At 36.9% G+C, this 18,557-nt stretch carries 17 protein-coding genes; all 17 read left to right on the top strand.

Annotated elements, in window-relative coordinates:
* The 17 genes from dnaA to dnaB all read left to right on the top strand — a co-directional run bounded on the left by dnaA (window position 1) and on the right by dnaB (window position 18,530).
* A complete protein-coding gene (gene dnaA, locus RZ74_RS00005; RefSeq protein ID WP_053949416.1) occupies window positions 1-1,341 on the top strand; it encodes a chromosomal replication initiator protein DnaA in 1,341 nt (446 codons plus the stop codon).
* A gap of 171 nt (window positions 1,342-1,512) precedes the next feature.
* Window positions 1,513-2,649 carry a DNA polymerase III subunit beta gene (dnaN, locus tag RZ74_RS00010; RefSeq protein WP_053949417.1) on the top strand — a complete coding sequence of 379 codons (1,137 nt, stop codon included), beginning with the start codon at window positions 1,513-1,515 and terminating at the stop codon, window positions 2,647-2,649.
* Between the two features lie 124 nt (window positions 2,650-2,773).
* Window positions 2,774-3,868, top strand: coding sequence for a M24 family metallopeptidase (locus RZ74_RS00015; RefSeq protein WP_053949418.1), 1,095 nt, complete (start codon window positions 2,774-2,776; stop codon window positions 3,866-3,868).
* Window positions 3,869-4,071: 203 nt separating this feature from the next.
* Complete coding sequence (gene yaaA, locus RZ74_RS00020) at window positions 4,072-4,290, top strand: S4 domain-containing protein YaaA (RefSeq protein ID WP_187155851.1); 219 nt, start codon at window positions 4,072-4,074, stop codon at window positions 4,288-4,290.
* A 9-nt stretch (window positions 4,291-4,299) separates the two neighbouring features.
* A complete protein-coding gene (gene recF / locus RZ74_RS00025) occupies window positions 4,300-5,418 on the top strand; it encodes a DNA replication/repair protein RecF (protein WP_053949419.1) in 1,119 nt (372 codons plus the stop codon).
* 23 nt (window positions 5,419-5,441) lie between these two features.
* Window positions 5,442-7,388, top strand: a complete 1,947-nt coding sequence (gyrB, locus tag RZ74_RS00030; RefSeq protein WP_053949420.1) for a DNA topoisomerase (ATP-hydrolyzing) subunit B — start codon at window positions 5,442-5,444, stop codon at window positions 7,386-7,388.
* Between the two features lie 119 nt (window positions 7,389-7,507).
* Window positions 7,508-9,970 (top strand): DNA gyrase subunit A, encoded by a 2,463-nt coding sequence (gene gyrA, locus RZ74_RS00035; RefSeq protein ID WP_237756915.1) that lies wholly within the window; start codon window positions 7,508-7,510, stop codon window positions 9,968-9,970.
* Between the two features lie 144 nt (window positions 9,971-10,114).
* On the top strand, window positions 10,115-11,398 hold the full coding sequence (locus RZ74_RS00040) for an MFS transporter (protein ID WP_053949422.1): 1,284 nt from the start codon (window positions 10,115-10,117) through the stop codon (window positions 11,396-11,398).
* Between the two features lie 65 nt (window positions 11,399-11,463).
* Window positions 11,464-11,934, top strand: a complete 471-nt coding sequence (locus RZ74_RS00045) for a hypothetical protein (protein WP_053949423.1) — start codon at window positions 11,464-11,466, stop codon at window positions 11,932-11,934.
* A 113-nt stretch (window positions 11,935-12,047) separates the two neighbouring features.
* The gene (locus RZ74_RS00050) at window positions 12,048-12,674 is read left to right on the top strand and encodes a hypothetical protein (RefSeq protein WP_053949424.1); all 627 of its coding nucleotides are present in this window, start codon (window positions 12,048-12,050) and stop codon (window positions 12,672-12,674) included.
* A gap of 75 nt (window positions 12,675-12,749) precedes the next feature.
* Window positions 12,750-13,136: a hypothetical protein gene (locus RZ74_RS00055; protein WP_053949425.1), complete on the top strand. Its 387-nt coding sequence runs from the start codon at window positions 12,750-12,752 to the stop codon at window positions 13,134-13,136.
* A gap of 181 nt (window positions 13,137-13,317) precedes the next feature.
* Complete coding sequence (rpsF, locus tag RZ74_RS00060) at window positions 13,318-13,608, top strand: 30S ribosomal protein S6 (RefSeq protein WP_053949426.1); 291 nt, start codon at window positions 13,318-13,320, stop codon at window positions 13,606-13,608.
* 41 nt (window positions 13,609-13,649) lie between these two features.
* Entirely contained in the window at window positions 13,650-14,132 is a 483-nt protein-coding gene (gene ssb, locus RZ74_RS00065) for a single-stranded DNA-binding protein (RefSeq protein ID WP_053949427.1), read from the top strand.
* Between the two features lie 29 nt (window positions 14,133-14,161).
* Window positions 14,162-14,398 carry a 30S ribosomal protein S18 gene (gene rpsR / locus RZ74_RS00070; RefSeq protein ID WP_034530639.1) on the top strand — a complete coding sequence of 79 codons (237 nt, stop codon included), beginning with the start codon at window positions 14,162-14,164 and terminating at the stop codon, window positions 14,396-14,398.
* Window positions 14,399-14,559: 161 nt separating this feature from the next.
* Window positions 14,560-16,596: a DHH family phosphoesterase gene (locus RZ74_RS00075; protein WP_083437108.1), complete on the top strand. Its 2,037-nt coding sequence runs from the start codon at window positions 14,560-14,562 to the stop codon at window positions 16,594-16,596.
* A 63-nt stretch (window positions 16,597-16,659) separates the two neighbouring features.
* Complete coding sequence (rplI, locus tag RZ74_RS00080) at window positions 16,660-17,112, top strand: 50S ribosomal protein L9 (RefSeq protein WP_053949428.1); 453 nt, start codon at window positions 16,660-16,662, stop codon at window positions 17,110-17,112.
* 26 nt (window positions 17,113-17,138) lie between these two features.
* A complete protein-coding gene (gene dnaB / locus RZ74_RS00085) occupies window positions 17,139-18,530 on the top strand; it encodes a replicative DNA helicase (RefSeq protein ID WP_053949429.1) in 1,392 nt (463 codons plus the stop codon).
* Window positions 18,531-18,557 lie beyond the last annotated feature (27 nt).

Below are 18,557 nucleotides of genomic sequence, written 5' to 3' on the forward strand. Positions count from 1 at the left end.
ATGGATAAAGACTCATTATGGGAAGCAATCAGTGAAGCATTTGAAAAAGATGTTTCGCCAACTACCTATTCAACATGGATTGAAACAGTTAATCCAATTAGCTTAGTTGATAATAAGTTAACATTAGAACTTCCATCTCCTCTCCATCGTGATTACTGGAAAGATAAACTTTCTGATTCGCTTGTAGAATATGCATATCAAATCACTAAGAAAGATATCGTTCCTAATTTCATTTTAGAAGGAGAACTTCGAAATTCTACTAATGAAAATAACGCTGATGAATCAACGCAAAATAATCATGTTGATGAACTTTTGCGTAGTTCCCCTTTAAATCCAAACTATACATTTGAATCCTTCGTTATTGGAAAGGGTAACCAACTAGCTCATGCAGCTGCCTTGGTTGCTTCGGAAGATCCAGGTAAAATGTATAATCCGCTTCTTTTATATGGAGGCGTTGGATTAGGAAAGACCCACTTGATGCACGCTATCGGGAATAAAATTCTAGAGCAAGATCCTCAAGCTGATATTAAATACGTTACTTCTGAATCATTTACCAATGACTTCATTAACGCTATTCAAAATCACCAAACGGAAAACTTTAGAGCTGAATATCGAAACGTTGATGTTTTATTAGTTGATGATATTCAATTCTTTGCTGATAAGGATGCCACTCAAGAAGAGTTCTTCCATACATTTAATGCTTTATATGATAATCAAAAGCAAATTGTCTTAACTTCAGATCGACTACCATCGGAAATTTCCAAGCTCCAAGATAGATTGGTTTCTCGTTTCGCCTGGGGATTATCAGTAGATATTACTCCACCAGATTTGGAAACTAGAATTGCAATCCTACGTACGAAGTCTGAAGCTGACATGATTAAGGTCCCAACAGATACGCTTACCTACATAGCTGGTCAAATTGATTCTAACGTTCGTGAACTAGAAGGTGCTTTATCGAGAGTACAAGCATTTGCTAGATTCAAACAAGTTCCAATTACTACAGATTTAGTGTCTGAAGCGCTTCGCGGATTAAATAAGGGTGATTCAAAACCCGAAGTTACAGTTGAACAAATCATTAAATCAGTATCGACTTACTTTAATGTTTCAACTGATGATTTAAAAGGGAAAAAACGAGTTAAGACGATTGTCACACCACGACAAATTGCAATGTATCTTTGCCGAACTATGACTAACAGTTCTCTTCCTAAGATTGGAACTGCGTTTGGTGGTAAGGATCATACCACTGTAATTCATGCTTACGATAAAATTGCTGATGCAATAAAATCTGACTCAACACTAAAAAATCAAGTAGATGAATTGAAAGAAACCATCGAAAGATAGTATTCTTAATGTGGAAAAATGATAAAGTTATCCACAGGTTATCCACATGTGAAAAACTTTGATACGCTTTATATGAGTTAACTTTTCCACAGAATACACAGGTTCTACTACTGCTTTATATAACTATATATATTAAATTTATATAAATACACTCACGGGGAGATATGAATAATGAAATTTTCAATCAAGAGATCAGCTTTCATTCAAGGAATTAATATGGTTTCTAGAGCAATTTCATCTAAAACTACTATTCCAATTCTTACTGGATTAAAACTAACAGTTTCAAATGATGCTTTAATCCTAACTGGAAGCAATGCTGATATTTCAATTGAAACAGTGATTGATAAAAATGATGCTGACAACCAACTAATCATTGAAGAACCAGGTTCAATTGTTTTACCTGCTAGATTCTTCAGTGGAATCGTTAAAAAATTACCTAACGATACAATGACACTTTCTGTTACTAATGGTTTCCAAACTGAAATCACTTCTGGAACATCATCATTTACTATTAATGGTTTAGATGCTGCAGATTACCCACACTTACCAGAAATTGATAACGATAATGAAATCTCACTTTCAGGTGATGTCTTCAAGGAAATCATTAACCAAACAGTTATTGCGGTTTCAACTCAAGAAAGTCGTCCCATTCTTACTGGGGTTCACTTTGTGTTAAAAGATGGTACTTTATTTGCTGTCGCTACAGACTCTCATCGTCTAAGTCAACGTAAAGTGGCTTTACCTGATAACCAAGGTGAATACGATGTTATCATTCCTGGTAGCAGTTTATCTGAATTATCAAAAATGATTTCAGACGAAACCGAAAACGTAAAAATGAAGATCACTGACAACCAAGTGCTATTTACAATTGGTGACACATACTTCTACTCACGTTTACTAGAAGGAACTTACCCAGATACTTCTCGTTTGATTCCAAATGAATCAGAAACTCAAGTTCAATTTGAAGCTTACGAATTACTAGGCGCTATTGAAAGAGCTTCTCTTCTATCACATGAATCAAGAAACAACGTTGTTAAACTAAGCATTAAGACTGATGACAAAAAGGTTACTATTTCCGGTAACTCACCAGACGTTGGTAATGTTGAAGAAGACGTTGAAAGCAAAGAATTATCAGGTAATGATTTAGAAATTTCATTTAACCCTGATTACATGAAGGATGCGCTACGTGCATTTGGTCACTCAATGATTAATGTGTCATTCACAACTTCATTACGTCCATTTACATTAGTTCCATCAGAAGATGCTGAAAACTTCATCGAATTGATTACACCAGTTCGTACTTTCTAATAATGTTTCTCATAAAACACGTCCCTTATCTAATAAAGTGGCGTGTTTTTTTAATTTAAAATCTAATTTTTATTTTAATTTTTACAGATTTGAGCTAAGATATATTAAAAGAGGAGGGATTTACATGTCTAAGATAAAGTCAATCCAGGATTGGACTTACAATAATGGATTAGATTTCACGTATTTAAGTGATCCAAAGACGATTCAATATTTAACTGGATTCTACAGTGATCCGGTGGAAAGAGTGCTAGCTTTAATTGTGTTCCCTGAAAAGGAACCGTTTATGTTTGCTCCAGCATTGGAAGTAGAAGCAATTAAAGATACTGGTTTTCCATATGATGTCTATGGATATTTAGACCATGAAAATCCATGGCAAAAGATTGCAGCTCACGTAAAACAACGAGTTGATAATCCTAAGGCCGCTGGACTTGAAAAAGAAAGTTTGACAGTTGCGCGACTAGAAAACTTACACGCAGAGTTAGGAAACATGAAATTCGAAACTGACATTACCGATTTCTTAAACACAATGCGTTTAATCAAATCAGAAGATGAAATTGAAAAATTAAAAGAAGCTGGTAAAGAAGCCGACTTCGCATTTGAAAAAGGATTTGCAGCAATTAAAGCTGGTAAATCAGAAAAATCAGTTGTAGCTGAATTAGAATATGCACTAAAACAAAAGGGTGTTATGGAAATGAGTTTTGACACCTTAGTTCAAGCCGGTGCGCATGCCGCTGAACCACATGGTGCAACAAGCGATAACTTGATCCAAAACAACGAAATGGTGCTATTTGATTTAGGAACTGTTCATGATGGTTATATTTCAGATGCATCTCGTACTATTGCCGTTGGTAAATTAGACGATAAACAAAAAGACATTTACGACGTTTGTTTAGAAGCTCAATTAGCTGCAATGGAATTCGTTAAACCAGGTGTTACTGCTGAACAAATTGATAAAGTAGCACGTGACATTATCGATAAAGCTGGTTACGGTAAGTACTTCATTCACCGCTTGGGTCATGGAATGGGAATGTCAGAACACGAATTCCCATCAATCATGGAAGGCAACAAGATGGAAATCAAACCAGGGATGTGTTTCTCAATCGAACCAGGAATTTATGTTCCCGGTTTTGCTGGGGTTCGAATCGAAGATTGTGTCTATGTAACTGAAGATGGATGCGAACCATTTACTCACACACCTAAAGAAATTAAATATTTATAATAAATAAACCTCTTAGATGGAAATCTAAGGGGTTTATTTTGCTTATAAAGTCAATTTTGATAGATTTTAGCGATTTTGACGTAATTTAAATGAACTAGTCTAGTTAAATTTAGAATTGCTGAGAAAGGCAAAAATTAGCTTGTAAACTATACTTTTGCCCGCTAAAAGGGTATAATAATACATAAGTAAAGGTGGGTGAAGTTTTGAAAAAGAATGTTTTCATCGATACCGAATATATTACTTTAGGACAGTTGTTAAAAGAAGAAGATGTCGTTTCTTCTGGTGGCCAAGCGAAGTGGTATTTAAAAGATCATGCAGTGAAGCTAAATGACGAACCTGAAGATCGTCGTGGTAAGAAATTATACGACGGTGACAACGTTGAAGTAATTGATGTTGGTTTGTTTTTTATTCGCAAAAAGTAGGCGTTAGTTATGAATTTAAAAGAACTAAAATTACGACACTTTCGTAATTATAGCGATGTAGAAGTGACCTTTTCACCTTCGATTAACGTCTTATTAGGGAACAATGCTCAAGGTAAAACTAACATGTTAGAAGCAATCTACGTATTAGCTTTAACCAGGAGTCATCGAACTAGTAATAATCGTGACTTGATTAATTGGCAGAGTGAATCTGCACAAGTATACGGCGAAATTGAAAAGGAACTTGGCACGACCAAATTAGAAATTGATTTGGGAAAAAAGGGTAAAAAAGCTAAAGTTAATCATCTTGAACAAGCCAAGCTATCTTCATATGTGGGTGAATTGAACGTGATTTTATTCGCCCCAGAAGACCTATCAATCGTAAAGGGCGCACCAACGATAAGACGTCGCTTTATGGATATGGAATTCGGTCAAATGAGTAATCAATATTTATACAATAATGCTCAGTATCGCAAAATTCTAAAACAACGCAATAATTATTTAAAACAGCTCCAGATGAAAGAAGCGAAAGACGAATTGTACTTAGATGTATTGTCTGATCAATTAGCCGCATATGGAGCGAAAATCATTTTTCAACGTTTAGAATTGCTTGAAAAGTTACAGGGATGGGCTGCTAATATCCACGCTGGAATTTCTCAGGATAAAGAAGTACTGAAATTTAAATATGTATGTGCATTGAAGAAAAAGGATCAATCTAGCGTAGACGATATTTACCAGGCGTTAACGGATTTATTTGCTGAAAATAAGCAAAAAGAAATTCGCCAGGGAAGTACGTTATACGGCCCACATCGAGATGATTTACAATTTATTATTAACGGGAAAGATGTTTCCACGTTTGGCTCACAAGGCCAACAAAGAACATCAGCACTTTCAGTAAAATTAGCTGAAATTGATTTGATGAAAGAAGAGACCAATGAGTATCCGGTCCTTTTATTGGATGATGTTTTATCTGAACTAGATGATAATCGCCAAACCCATTTATTAAAATCAATTCAAAATAAAGTGCAAACGTTTTTGACGACTACCAGTCTAAGCGGCATTGCTCGTGACTTAATTGAGGACCCTAAAATCTTCAATATTTCAAGCGGGCAAGTCGAATCGGAAGAATAGTCTGACTTAAGGGAGGAATAAAGTTGACTGATAAAGAAAAAGAAGAACAAAGAAAAAAAGCTGACGAGTATAATGCCAGCCAAATTCAAGTTCTAGAAGGTCTAGAAGCTGTTCGTAAGCGTCCAGGGATGTACATTGGATCAACTAGTGTCCAAGGTCTCCACCATTTAGTATGGGAAATTATTGATAACGGGATTGATGAAGCCTTAGCTGGTTTCGCCGATACCATTCACGTAACTGTTGAAAAAGATAACAGTATTACCATTGTCGATAATGGACGTGGGATTCCAACTGATATCCAAAAGAAAACAGGTAAGCCAGCCCTAGAAACTGTCTTCACTGTCTTGCATGCCGGAGGTAAATTCGGTGGTGGCGGATACAAAGTTTCTGGGGGTCTACATGGGGTGGGTGCCTCAGTAGTTAATGCCTTATCAACAGAACTAGACGTTACTGTTACCCGTGATGGTAAGAAGTACTACATGGACTTCAAGCGTGGACACGTTGCTTCTGAAATGAAATTCGTTGGTGACGATGATCCAGATAATCACGGAACTAAGGTCCACTTTGTTCCAGATCCAGATATTTTTACAGAAACTACTACTTACAACATCAAAACTTTGACTGAAAGAATTAGAGAACTTGCCTTTTTAAATAAAGGACTAAAGATTTCTCTTCGTGATAATCGTCAAGAAGAACCTACATACGAAGAATTCTTGTATGAAGGTGGAATTAAGCACTATGTTGAATACATCGACAAAGACAAGCAACCACTTTTTGAAGAACCAATCTACGTTGAAGGTATGGAAAACGATATTTCAGTTGAAGTTGCTCTTCAATACACTGATGATTACCACAGTGAAATGAGAACATTCACCAACAACATTCACACCATCGAAGGTGGAACTCACGAAGAAGGTTTCAAGCGTGCATTAACTCGTGTGATTAACGATTACGCTCGTAAGAACAACCTACTAAAAGAAAAAGATGAAAACTTAACTGGTCCAGATGTTCGTGAAGGACTAACTGCCGTTATTTCAGTTAAGCATCCAGACCCTCAATTTGAAGGTCAAACTAAAACTAAGTTAGGTAACTCAGACGCCAGAGCTGCTACTGACCACATTTTCTCAGAACATTTCTCTAAGTTCTTATTTGAAAACCCAACCTTGGGTAAACAAATCGTCGAAAAAGGGGCATTAGCTTCTCGTGTTAGAGCCGCTGCTAAACGTGCTCGTGAAGTTACTAGAAAGAAATCAGGATTGGAAATTTCCAACCTACCAGGTAAATTGGCTAACAATACTAGTCGTGATCCTGAAATTTCAGAACTATTCATCGTCGAAGGGGACTCCGCGGGAGGATCTGCAAAGCAAGGTCGTTCTCGTTTGACCCAAGCCATCTTGCCAATTAGAGGTAAGATTTTGAATGTTCAAAAGGCAACTATGGATAAAATCCTAGCCAATGAAGAAATCAGATCAATGTTTACTGCCATGGGAACTGGTTTCGGTAATGACTTTGATATTGAAAAAGTGCATTACCACAAATTAATCATTATGACCGATGCCGATGTCGATGGTGCTCATATTCAAACACTATTATTGACATTGATTTACAACTACATGCGTCCATTGATTGATGCGGGATATGTATACATCGCTCAACCACCTTTGTATCGTTTACAACAAGGTAAGATGATTAGATATATCGCAAATGATGAAGAACTAGAACAATGGAAAGCACAACTACCTGCTTCACCTAAACCAAGTATCTCTCGTTACAAAGGGCTTGGTGAAATGGATGCGGAACAACTTTGGGAAACAACTATGAATCCTGATAACCGTCGTCTACAACGTGTTGAAGCCAAAGATGCAGCGAAAGCTTCAGAAATCTTTGACATGCTAATGGGTAACAAGGTAGAACCACGTCGTAAGTTCATCGAAGAAAACGCAACATTTGTTGAAAACTTGGATATTTAACGACAAATGTTTCACATGAAACATTTTAATGTAGTGACCATGAATTGGAGGTAAAAACATTGGCCAATAATGAAGACCTATCAAGCCATCGTATTGAAAATGTTGACTTGTCTGAAAAAATGAAAACATCATTCTTGGACTATGCCATGAGTGTTATCGTGGCACGTGCCCTTCCTGATGTTCGAGACGGAATGAAACCAGTTCACAGAAGAATTTTATATGATATGCGTGAACTAGGACTTACTCCGGACAAACCATTCCGTAAGTCTGCCAGAATCGTAGGGGATACCCTAGGTAAGTATCACCCCCATGGGGATGCTGCCGTTTATGGTTCAATGGTTAGAATGGCTCAAACCTTTAGTTACAGATATCCATTAGTTAACGGACACGGTAACTTTGGTTCTGTCGATGGTGATGGCGCAGCCGCAATGCGTTATACCGAAGCAAAACTAAGTAAAATTGGGATGGAAATGCTAAGAGATATCAATAAAGATACTGTTGATTTCCAAGATAACTTTGATGGAAGTGAAAGAGAACCTGAAGTACTACCATCTCGTTTCCCTAACTTATTAGTTAATGGTGCTTCTGGAATTGCCGTTGGGATGGCTACTAACATTCCACCACACAACTTAAGCGAAGTTATTTCTGCTATTCATGTGTTAATGAATAACCCTGAAGCAACTACTGCTGATTTAATGGAAGTTTTACCTGGACCTGATTTCCCAACTGGGGGAGTTGTGTTAGGTAAGTCTGGAATCAGAAGAGCTTACGAATCTGGTAAGGGAAGCATCGTGCTTCGTGCCAAAACTGAAATCGAAGAACAAAAGAGTGGTAAACAACGTATTATCGCTACTGAAATTCCATACATGGTTAACAAGGCTAAGTTGATCGAACACATCGCTAACTTAGTTCGTGATAAACGACTAGAAGGAATTTCCGATATCAATGATGAATCTGACCGTGATGGTATGAGAATCGTGATTGATGTTCGTCGTGATGCATCAGCACAAGTTGTTTTAAACAACCTATACAAGCTAACTTTAATGCAAACTAGTTTTAGCTTTAACATGTTAGCCATCGTTGATGGAACTCCTAAGATTTTAAGCTTGAAGGAAATCTTAAACGAATATCTAGAACACCAAGTTAACGTTATTAAACGTCGTACTGAATACGAATTAGCTAAAGCTGAAAACCGTGCTCACATCTTAGCCGGTTTGATCGTGGCCTTAGATAATATCGATCGTGTGATTACCATTATTCGTGAATCACAAACTTCAGTCATCGCCAAAGACCAATTAATGAGTGAATTTGACCTAAGTGACAAACAAGCTCAAGCTATCTTGGACATGCGTTTAGTTCGTTTAACTGGTTTGGAACGCGATAAGATTGTTAGCGAACATGCCGAACTATTAGAAGAAATCGGTCGCTTAAAAGAAATCCTATCAAGTCGTTATAAGATTAACGAATTAATCTACCAAGAATTACTAGAAATTCAAGAAAAATACGGTGATGAAAGACAAACCGAACTACGTGTTGGTGAAGTCCTAAGTATTGAAGATGAAGACTTAATCGCTGAAGAAGACATTATGATTACCTTAACTCATAATGGATACATCAAGCGTACAGCTACTTCTGAATTCAAGAGTCAAAACCGTGGTGGTCGTGGAGTCCAAGGAATGGGTGTTCATGATGATGACTTCATCGAACAACTATTAGGAACTACTACCCACCATTCACTACTATTCTTTACTAACCTAGGTAAGGTATATCGTATGAAGGGTTATGAAATTCCAGAATACGGTCGTGCTGCGAAGGGAATTCCAATTATCAATCTACTAGGCATTGATACTGACGAAAAGATCCAAGCAGTGATTACCATTGATGAAAATGAAAACAACGATGGTAAGTACCTATTCTTTACAACCCTAAAGGGTACCGTAAAGAGAACCCCTGTTGAAGAATTCCAAAACATTAGAAGTAATGGTCTAAAGGCAATTCACCTTAAGGATGAAGATGAACTAATGCGTGTTTCAACTGTATCCGAAGACCAAAACATCATTATTGGAACTCACTTGGGTTACTGTGTCAGCTTCAAGGTCGCAGACGTTCGTTCAATGGGACGTTCAGCAACCGGTGTGCGTGGTATCCGTCTAAGAGATAATGACTACGTTGTTGGTGGGGATGTCTTAAATCCAAATGATAACGTCTTTGTAATTTCTGAAAATGGTTATGGTAAGCAAACACCAGCTGAAGAATACCAAATCAAGGGTCGTGGTGGTAAAGGTATTAAGACAGTTAACGTGACTGAAAAGAACGGTCCATTAGCTGGATTAACTACTGTTGCCGGTGATGAAGACATCATGTTAGTTACTGACAAGGGTGTCATGATCAGATTTAGTATTTCTGACGTTTCACAAACTGGACGTGCAACCCTTGGGGTTCACTTAATCAAGATTGATGAAGATTCTAGAGTTTCTACTGTTGCCAGAGTGCAAAAGGAAGAGGAATCTGATGAAGAAGAAACAGAAGTTTCTACTCCAGCAGAACCAACTGAAACTGAATCAAACGATGATCAAGAATAATTAGAATTAAATTAAAAGCCATTCAACTTATGTTGGGTGGCTTTTTTGTATGCTTAAAATAAAAAAAGGAAATAGTTTGTAATTGAAATATAACTGATTTATAATTTAATTCTAATGCAAAAAACTAGAAATGGTGGTGATTAAATGGAAAACAAGAAGATGACACAAAGCGAATCCAATCTTCAAATGATTAAGTCTCTTACCAGTAATGGATTAGGTGCTTTTAGTTATGGAATTTTTCAATATGGGATTAGTTTTATGCTCCTTCATGCAACCCATTCGCCACTTAGTTTCGGGATGAATATTGCGGTAGGACCACTGATTAGTTTGCTGACTTTTATTCCAATTGGTAATTTCGTTGATACCCATAATCACAAACGGATCATCTTTTGGGGGTATTTATTAAGAGTGATTGGATTTGCCTTACTTGCATTGGCATTGCCATTCTTCTCGGGAACAGCGTTATTGATTCCAGTGGCAATCTTTATCGCGGTAGATTCCATCCTAGTGAACTTAAGAAATACGGCCTATTCTGCATCGATTCGTCAATTAGTGAAGTTATCGGATGTCGCCAAACTAACGTCGTTAACGACCGCTGTTGCATCCGCGTCTAGAATTTTATCGCCGGTCTTAGGAATTACTTTATACGCTTTAATTAGTGTGGAAGGATTAATTGGCTTAGAAATTTTAGCCACCATCATCGCAATGGCAATTATGATGACTCTCCATTTCAATCGTGTTGAAAACGAACAAAAAGAACGCCTTTCACAAAAAGAACAGTTCAAGCAAACGATTGATTATGTTAAAAAGCGCCCGTTTATTCGTGACAGTATTATCGCTGAAATCGTGGTTAACTTTTTCTATACTGCGGTGGTAACTGGAAGTCCATTTATTATCGTCAATCAACTGGGACTACCTAATTCAGTCGTAATTTGGACTGAAACTGGTTATTCAATTGGTTATTTATTAGGTAGTTTGATTACTAGTCAATTAAAGGAACAACGCCATTTCGCAACTAAGATTATCACGACATTAATCCTAGTCGGAGTCAGTTTATCGGGATTAGGAGTCTTATTCTTCCTAACCAATAACCAAATGATTGTTTCAGTGATTGGAATGTTACTATCATTAATGATGGAATTATCATTCGCCATTTTTGATTTGGCAATTGAAATTCGCCTTCAAAGTACGGTTGAACATCACATCCTCGGTCGGGTTAGTTCAACACTTTACACGGTTGGTTTCGCAATTATGCCATTTGGTACATTGGTGTACACCTGGTTATTCGATATTTTCTCAGACGGAAGTTACATTATGATTATCAGTGGAGTGCTACTAATCATATACGCATTATTTAGCGTTTCAACTTTTATTAAAAATATTAAAAAAGATGATTTATACGTACAAAATCATCTAGTCAATGAATAAAAAACGGTTGGATTTAATCTAACCGTTTTTAGTTTATAATGGATAATAATTGAGGAGATGAGCCTATGAGCAAAGGAAAAATGCAACGATCACCAGAAGTCAGAAAACGGATTAAAGAGTTTTTACAATATACTAAGGTGGCGATTGCAAATGTCATTTTATTATCACTATGCTATGACATTTATGACTTCATTGAGCATGGGGGCAAAATGGATTTAGCGAACGTCTTATTTATTTCAGCAACCACTAGTATGGTCATTTTCGCTGCCGTTGCGTTTGATAAAAATGACTTTTTAAACATGAGTAGGATCGTTATTTCAAAAAGTTTTGTTCTATATACTGCTGTATCGATTGCCCTAAGTTATTTATTGGTTGTCGGTTTAAATTGGATTGATCAAGAAGTTTTAAAATGGACTCTGGGGAGCGTAATCATCTTTATAGTTAATTTCTATAAATACACCGCGCCATCGATTAGTCTCCAAATGGTCTTTGTGTATATTCTATTTGTTGTTTATAAAAAAATGATGAAAAAGTAGCTGTCATTATTGCAATGATGGCTTTTTAGTTACCAAAATGTAACCTAATTTTTTTATTTGTTACAGGGTATCGATGCTAGAATTATAGTTGATATTTTGAAAGGACGTTTAAGATGAATTATAGAAGAGAACTATCAACTATCTTATTTTTAGGTTTAACACTAGTACTATTGTCACTCGGCGTAGATGCACATGCGGGGGTTCGTTCTTATACGCAAAAAGGGGTCGCGCTTAGAGGTGGAACAGCGACTTACTTCGTGAACAACACAAACTATGCAATCGTCCCTAAGTATTCTTACGGATCCAGTAATGGCTACTACGAAAGTGGCACCTATCAAAACCAACCATATTATATGTTAGCTACCGGTGGAAACTTCCGTCGCAATGCTAAAACTAGTTACTATTTACCAGTTTCATATAATTCCAGCGGTGACATGGCCAATCCGCAAAGTGTTGCCGTTTCTAAATCAGGGCAATATGCATATGTAATGTATCCCGGATTTAGTAGCGGAATTGTCAGATATGATTTATGGAAACTAAACAGTTTAGGCGTCAACACTACTAATATGGCTGCGTTAAGATATGGTCTCAAGCGTCGTGATCCGCAAATCATGGCAGCGGTGAAATTTGGTCCTAGTTTAAATGTTGGTCACGGCCAATCATTAGCACTAAACCCTAAAACTAATCGTCTTTGGTTCATCAGAATGGATGTTGTAACTAGACATCCAGTATTTGTGTAGGTTAGTGCGAACATATTAGCACCAATTAAAGAAATTAAAACCACATTTAGCCACTCATATTCAATCAATAATGAATTGGCATTTGATAATAACGGAAATGCATACACTTATGTCAAGTATCGTCCATCAAGAAGACATGCGGGAAGCATCGTCATCTTTAAAGGAAAAATTTATGCTAAGTCAGCTAAGTTTAGAGCTATCAAACAAGGAATTGCGAACGGACCAGGGGTACAAACTCAAGGGATGAGTTACAACCCTGCTAACAACCGTCTTTACTTGGTTTCAGATGGTGTGATTACATCTGTTCCAGTTAGAAAGTTAGGCCACTTAAAGAATAAAGATGTTAGAACCACTCGCTTTGGCACTAATTTAGAATTTGAAGGATTAGCGTTTACTGGCAGTGGAACTGGATACATTATGACCATTCGTGGTGCGCAATTATTTACAATTGAGAACTTTTAAAAAATGAAACGGGGATGCTTCGCGTATTTACAAACGTATCGCGAAAAACATTCCCGTTTTTGTATTGAATAATTTAGTTTTTAATGTTAAACTTATGGAACGTGAGTATTTGTTATAAATAACTAGTACTCCTTACTCAGCCCAAGAGGTTGGGTCTAAAGTCCACAAGGAGGTGTAATTCATGGAAGAACACACATATGAAATTACTTACATCATTCGTCCAGATATGGAAGAAGGAGCTAAGAACGATTTAGTTGCTAAGTTCGACAAAATCCTAACTGACAATGGTGCTAAGATTGCTGATTCAAAAGACTGGGCAAAACGTCGCCTAGCTTACGAAATTGCCGGTTTCAATGAAGGTGTATACCACATTGTTAACTTGACTACTGCTGACAAGACAGCTCTAGACGAATTTGACCGTCAATCAAAATTCAGTGATGACATTCTACGTCAAATGACTGTAAGAAGATAATTTAAATTTAAACGTTTAAAAAGAGAGGAGTAATTTTCAGCATGATTAATCGTACAACTTTAACAGGTAGATTAACACGGGATGTTGATTTGCGATACACTCCAAGCGGTTCTGCCGTTGGGAACTTTACCTTAGCCGTTGATCGTTCTTTTACGAACCAACAAGGTGAAAGAGAAGCGGATTTTATTAACTGTGTTATCTGGCGTAAATCCGCTGAAAACTTTGCTAACTTCACCCACAAGGGTTCTTTGGTTGGAATTGATGGTCGTATTCAAACAAGAAATTACGAAAATCAACAAGGTCAAAGAGTATATGTTACTGAAGTTGTTGTTGAAAACTTTGCTTTACTAGAACCTCGTTCAAGTAACCAAGGTGGAAACAACATGGGCAACAATGCTCCTCAAAACAATGCAGGAAATAACAATCCATTTGAATCACAACCATCAAACGGTGGGAATGCAGCGGATCCATTCGCTAATTCAGGTGATCAAATTGATATTTCCGATGATGATTTACCATTTTAATGTGTAAATAAAAGAGGAGGGAAATTCTAATGGCTCAACAAAGAAGAGGTGGCCGTCGTCGCCGTAAGGTTGACTTCATCGCCGCAAACCACATCGAATACATCGATTACAAAGATACTAACCTATTAAGTCGTTTCGTATCTGAAAGAGGTAAGATTTTACCACGTCGTGTTACTGGTACTAGTGCTAAGAACCAACGTAAGTTAACTCTTGCTATCAAACGTGCACGTATCATGGGCTTAATGCCATTCGTTTCAGAAGACTAAAAATAAATTTTGGCTAGGACTGACTATTCAGTCCTAGTTTTTTTATGTGATAATATTTCAAGAATAGATGGAATACAATTAATGATTGTATTCCATTTTTTTGATTAGTCGCCGAATGTGATAAAATATAGATATAAAAAAATAGCAAAAGAGGAGTTACAATGAAGAAATTGTTCTCATTAACTAACCTCCCACCATTTTTAAAGAATAATGTTTTAAGGTGGATTGCGTTAGCTTTAACGGTATTGTCAATTTTCGGATTGGTTGTATCCTTCCTATATAACTTGACTGCCGGAATCGTATTTCTAGTGTGCGTTTGTTCATTACTATCTTATATCTTCAAAAAGATGAATGATCTAAGCGTCAGTACCGATAATTATATTTCAGATTTATCATATCGTATGCACCGTGGCGAACAAGAAACACTTTTGGAAATGCCAGTTGGTGTCTTAATGATCAGTGAAACAGGAGCTATTGAATGGGTCAACCCATACTTAACCCCTTATTTTGGTGACCAAGATTTACTTGGTAAGACAATTGAAGAAGTAAATGAAGAATTAGCCACTATCGTTGAAAACAACTGGGATAATCCAGATTATGCAACCATTAAGTGGAATGATCATTACTTTACAATGTTAGTCCAAAAGGAATATCGCACCATTTATATGATGGATATTACAAAGTATTATCAAATTGAAAAAGACTATAACGATGAAAAAATCGCGATTGGTCAAGTTTTCTTGGATAACTATGATGAAATTACTCAATCAATGACCGACCAGGAAATTTCTAATTTGAATAACTATGTTACTAACGAATTAACTAAATGGGCCCAAGAATTTGGTTTCTTCATCAAACAAGTTGATGAAGATCACTACATTATGATGGCCTATTCTAAGATTTTGAAAAACATCGAAGATGATAAGTTTAGCATCTTAGACCAAATTCGTGAATCAACATCTAAGCAAAATTACCCATTAACATTAAGTATTGGGATTGCTTATGGTGAAGACAATTTAAATGATTTATCAGAACAAGCACAAAGCGATTTAGACTTAGCGCTAGGTCGTGGTGGGGATCAAGTTGTGGTAAAAGCTAAAGACCACGAAGCTCGTTTCTATGGTGGAAAAACTAACCCAATGGAAAAGAGAACCAGAGTCCGTGCTCGTATGATTTCTCAAGCTTTACAAGAATTATTCAAGGAAGCTGATACCATCTTTGTTCAAGGTCATAGTCAACCTGATATGGATTCTATTGGTGCTGGATTAGGGATTCGTCGTTTAGCACAAATGAATGATAAAAAGTGTTATGTGGTTATTCCTGATGGGACTTTCCATTCTGATGTTCAACGTCTAATCGATAAAACTAAGGAAGATGAAGCCTTAGCTGAATATATTATTACACCAGAAGAAGCCCTTCAAATCGCAACTGACAACAGTTTATTAATTATGGTCGACCATTCTAAACCATCAATGAGTGTTTCTAAGGAACTATATGAACGTTTAGAAAACAAGGTCATGATTATTGACCACCATAGACGTGGTGAAGAATTCCCAGAAAACCCAGTCTTGGTATATATCGAACCATACGCATCATCAACATGTGAATTGATTACTGAAATGTTTGAATATCAATCACAAGATGCTCAACCAGTAAGCAAGTTAGAAGCAACTGCGATGTTAACTGGTATCTTTGTGGACACTAAGCAGTTTACATTGAGAACAGGGACTAGAACTTTTGATGCTGCATCATATCTACGTTCAGCTGGTGCTGATTCGGAAGAAATGCAACAATTTATGCGTGAAAATCCAGATAGTTACATGGCTAGAATGCACTTAATCTCTAAGGCTCAAGTAATTGAAGGTCATGAAAACATGATGTATGTAGCTGGTGAACAAGACTTAACTTATGACCCAGTTACCGCTGCTCAAGCAGCTGATTCCATGTTAAACATGTCTGGAGTCGACGCTTCATTTGTAATTACTCGCCGTCCTGAAGATCTAGTCGGAATTTCTGCTAGAAGTAATGGTGAAGTAAACGTACAAAGAGTGATGGAAGAATTAGGTGGTGGAGGACATCTATCTAGTGGTGCCACTCAAATTGCTGATAAGACAATTGAAGAAGTCGTAGCAATGCTAATGGACTCCATCAATGAAGTCAAAAATGAAGAAGCTCCAGAAGAATCAGAAGACAATTAATTCATTTAAAAAAGCGCCTAGAGAGTTTATAATAATGTAAAGATATTAAGAGGAGTGATTTGAATGAAAGTTATATTTTTAGAAGATGTTCGTGGTAAAGGTAAACGTGGAGAAATCAAGAACGTTTCAGACGGATATGCACAAAACTTCTTAATTAAACAAGGTAAAGCGAAGGAAGCAACTAACTCAGCTATGAGCCAACTAAATGGTGAAAAGAAAGCTGAAGCCAAAGAAGCTGCTGCTGAACTAGCTGAAGCAAAAGACTTAAAGAAAACAATCGAAGATGACAAATGCGTAATTGAACTAACTGCTAAAGTTGGTGCTGACGGTCGTCTATTCGGTTCAGTTTCATCAAAACAAATCGTTTCAGAAATGCAAAAACAACATAACATTAAGATTGATAAAAGAAAGATTGAATTAGGTGATCCAATCAGAACATTGGGTTACACTAATGTACCAGTCAAGCTACACAAGGAAGTTACCGCAACATTGCGCGTCCATGTTAGTGAACAATAAAAAGTTTCAAGAAATCGAGGGGTAATATGAATAACAATTTAACAAATAGTAATTCATTGCCTCCACAGGATTTAGCTTCAGAAAAGGCGGTCTTGGGGGCGGTCTTACTAGATAATGATAGATTAGCTGAATCACAAGAGTTTATTACCTCTGAAGATTTCTACAGTCAAAAAAATCGATTGATTTTTGCTGCCATGGAAACGCTGGGTGATAAGGGTGACCCAATTGATGCCACTACTTTACGTAGTCAATTGGAAGGTGAACACAATCTAGAAGATGCTGGAAACATTGAATACATCGTCGAAATTGCTACCACTACTCCTAGTGCTGCCAACGTCGCAGCCTATGCTAAATCAGTTCATGAAAAATCAATTGCAAGACGTTTGATTAAAACTGCCAGCGATATTGTTGCTGAAGGTTATAACAACGACGGAAATATTGATGAAGTTTTAGATAATGCTGAACGATCCATTTTAAATGTTTCCGAAAATCGTAATAGTACAGACTTCAGATCAATTTTTGATGTTTTGCAAGTTACAATGCAAGACATTGAAGATTTATCAAAACAAAAGTCAGAGATTACCGGTCTATCAACTGGTTTCCCAGCACTAGATAAGATGACTACTGGTCTTCATGATGATGAATTAATCATCCTAGCTGCTCGTCCAGCCGTTGGTAAGACAGCGTTTGCCCTTAACTTAGCGCAAAACGTTGGGACTAAGTCTGGTAAGGCGGTTGCTATTTTCAGTTTGGAAATGAGTGCCGAATCATTAGTTAGTCGTATGCTTTGTGCCGAAGGAAATATCAATGCCAATCACTTAAGAACTGGTCAATTGAGTCCTGAAGAATTAGACAATTTATACGTGGCAACTGGTAGTTTGGGTGAAGCTGAAATTTACATTGATGATACTGCCGGAACTAAAATCTCTGAAATCAGAGCGAAAACGCGTCGTTTAGCTAAAGATACTAATAACCTTGGGTTAATTGTTATCGATTATTTGCAACTGGTTGATGGTGGAAGTCAAGAAAACCGTCAACAAGAAGTTTCATACATTTCACGTCAATTGAAAAAGATTGCCAAGGAACTGGGTGTCCCAGTAATTGCGCTATCTCAATTGTCTCGTGGTGTGGAACAACGACAAGATAAACGTCCGGTTTTATCAGATATTCGTGAATCTGGATCAATTGAACAAGATGCCGATATCGTTGCCTTCTTATACCGTGATGATTATTACGAACGTGAAGGCGAAGATGATGACGATGAACCATCAGAAACACAAACAAATGAAGATGTTGGTGAAGTTGAAGTAATTATCGAAAAGAACCGTTCAGGTCCTCGTGGAACTGTGAAATTACTTTTCATTAAATCGCATAATAAATTTTCATCGATTGCATACAATCCAGATGATCAAGGTTAGAGAAAAACTAAATCCTTAGCACAGCTA

Origin of the sequence: Apilactobacillus apinorum (assembly GCF_001281175.1) — a bacterium.
GTDB classification, from domain to species: Bacteria; Bacillota; Bacilli; order Lactobacillales; family Lactobacillaceae; genus Apilactobacillus; species Apilactobacillus apinorum.

Coding starts and splice junctions, on each gene's coding strand:
- rpsF (WP_053949426.1), top strand. CDS start 13,318: ATGGAAGAACACACATATGAAATTACTTACATCATTCGTCCAGATATG.
- dnaN (WP_053949417.1), top strand. CDS start 1,513: ATGAAATTTTCAATCAAGAGATCAGCTTTCATTCAAGGAATTAATATG.
- ssb (WP_053949427.1), top strand. CDS start 13,650: ATGATTAATCGTACAACTTTAACAGGTAGATTAACACGGGATGTTGAT.
- rpsR (WP_034530639.1), top strand. CDS start 14,162: ATGGCTCAACAAAGAAGAGGTGGCCGTCGTCGCCGTAAGGTTGACTTC.
- gyrA (WP_237756915.1), top strand. CDS start 7,508: ATGAAAACATCATTCTTGGACTATGCCATGAGTGTTATCGTGGCACGT.
- rplI (WP_053949428.1), top strand. CDS start 16,660: ATGAAAGTTATATTTTTAGAAGATGTTCGTGGTAAAGGTAAACGTGGA.
- RZ74_RS00075 (WP_083437108.1), top strand. CDS start 14,560: ATGAAGAAATTGTTCTCATTAACTAACCTCCCACCATTTTTAAAGAAT.
- dnaA (WP_053949416.1), top strand. CDS start 1: ATGGATAAAGACTCATTATGGGAAGCAATCAGTGAAGCATTTGAAAAA.
- RZ74_RS00015 (WP_053949418.1), top strand. CDS start 2,774: ATGTCTAAGATAAAGTCAATCCAGGATTGGACTTACAATAATGGATTA.
- dnaB (WP_053949429.1), top strand. CDS start 17,139: ATGAATAACAATTTAACAAATAGTAATTCATTGCCTCCACAGGATTTA.
- RZ74_RS00050 (WP_053949424.1), top strand. CDS start 12,048: ATGAATTATAGAAGAGAACTATCAACTATCTTATTTTTAGGTTTAACA.
- RZ74_RS00040 (WP_053949422.1), top strand. CDS start 10,115: ATGGAAAACAAGAAGATGACACAAAGCGAATCCAATCTTCAAATGATT.
- recF (WP_053949419.1), top strand. CDS start 4,300: ATGAATTTAAAAGAACTAAAATTACGACACTTTCGTAATTATAGCGAT.
- RZ74_RS00045 (WP_053949423.1), top strand. CDS start 11,464: ATGAGCAAAGGAAAAATGCAACGATCACCAGAAGTCAGAAAACGGATT.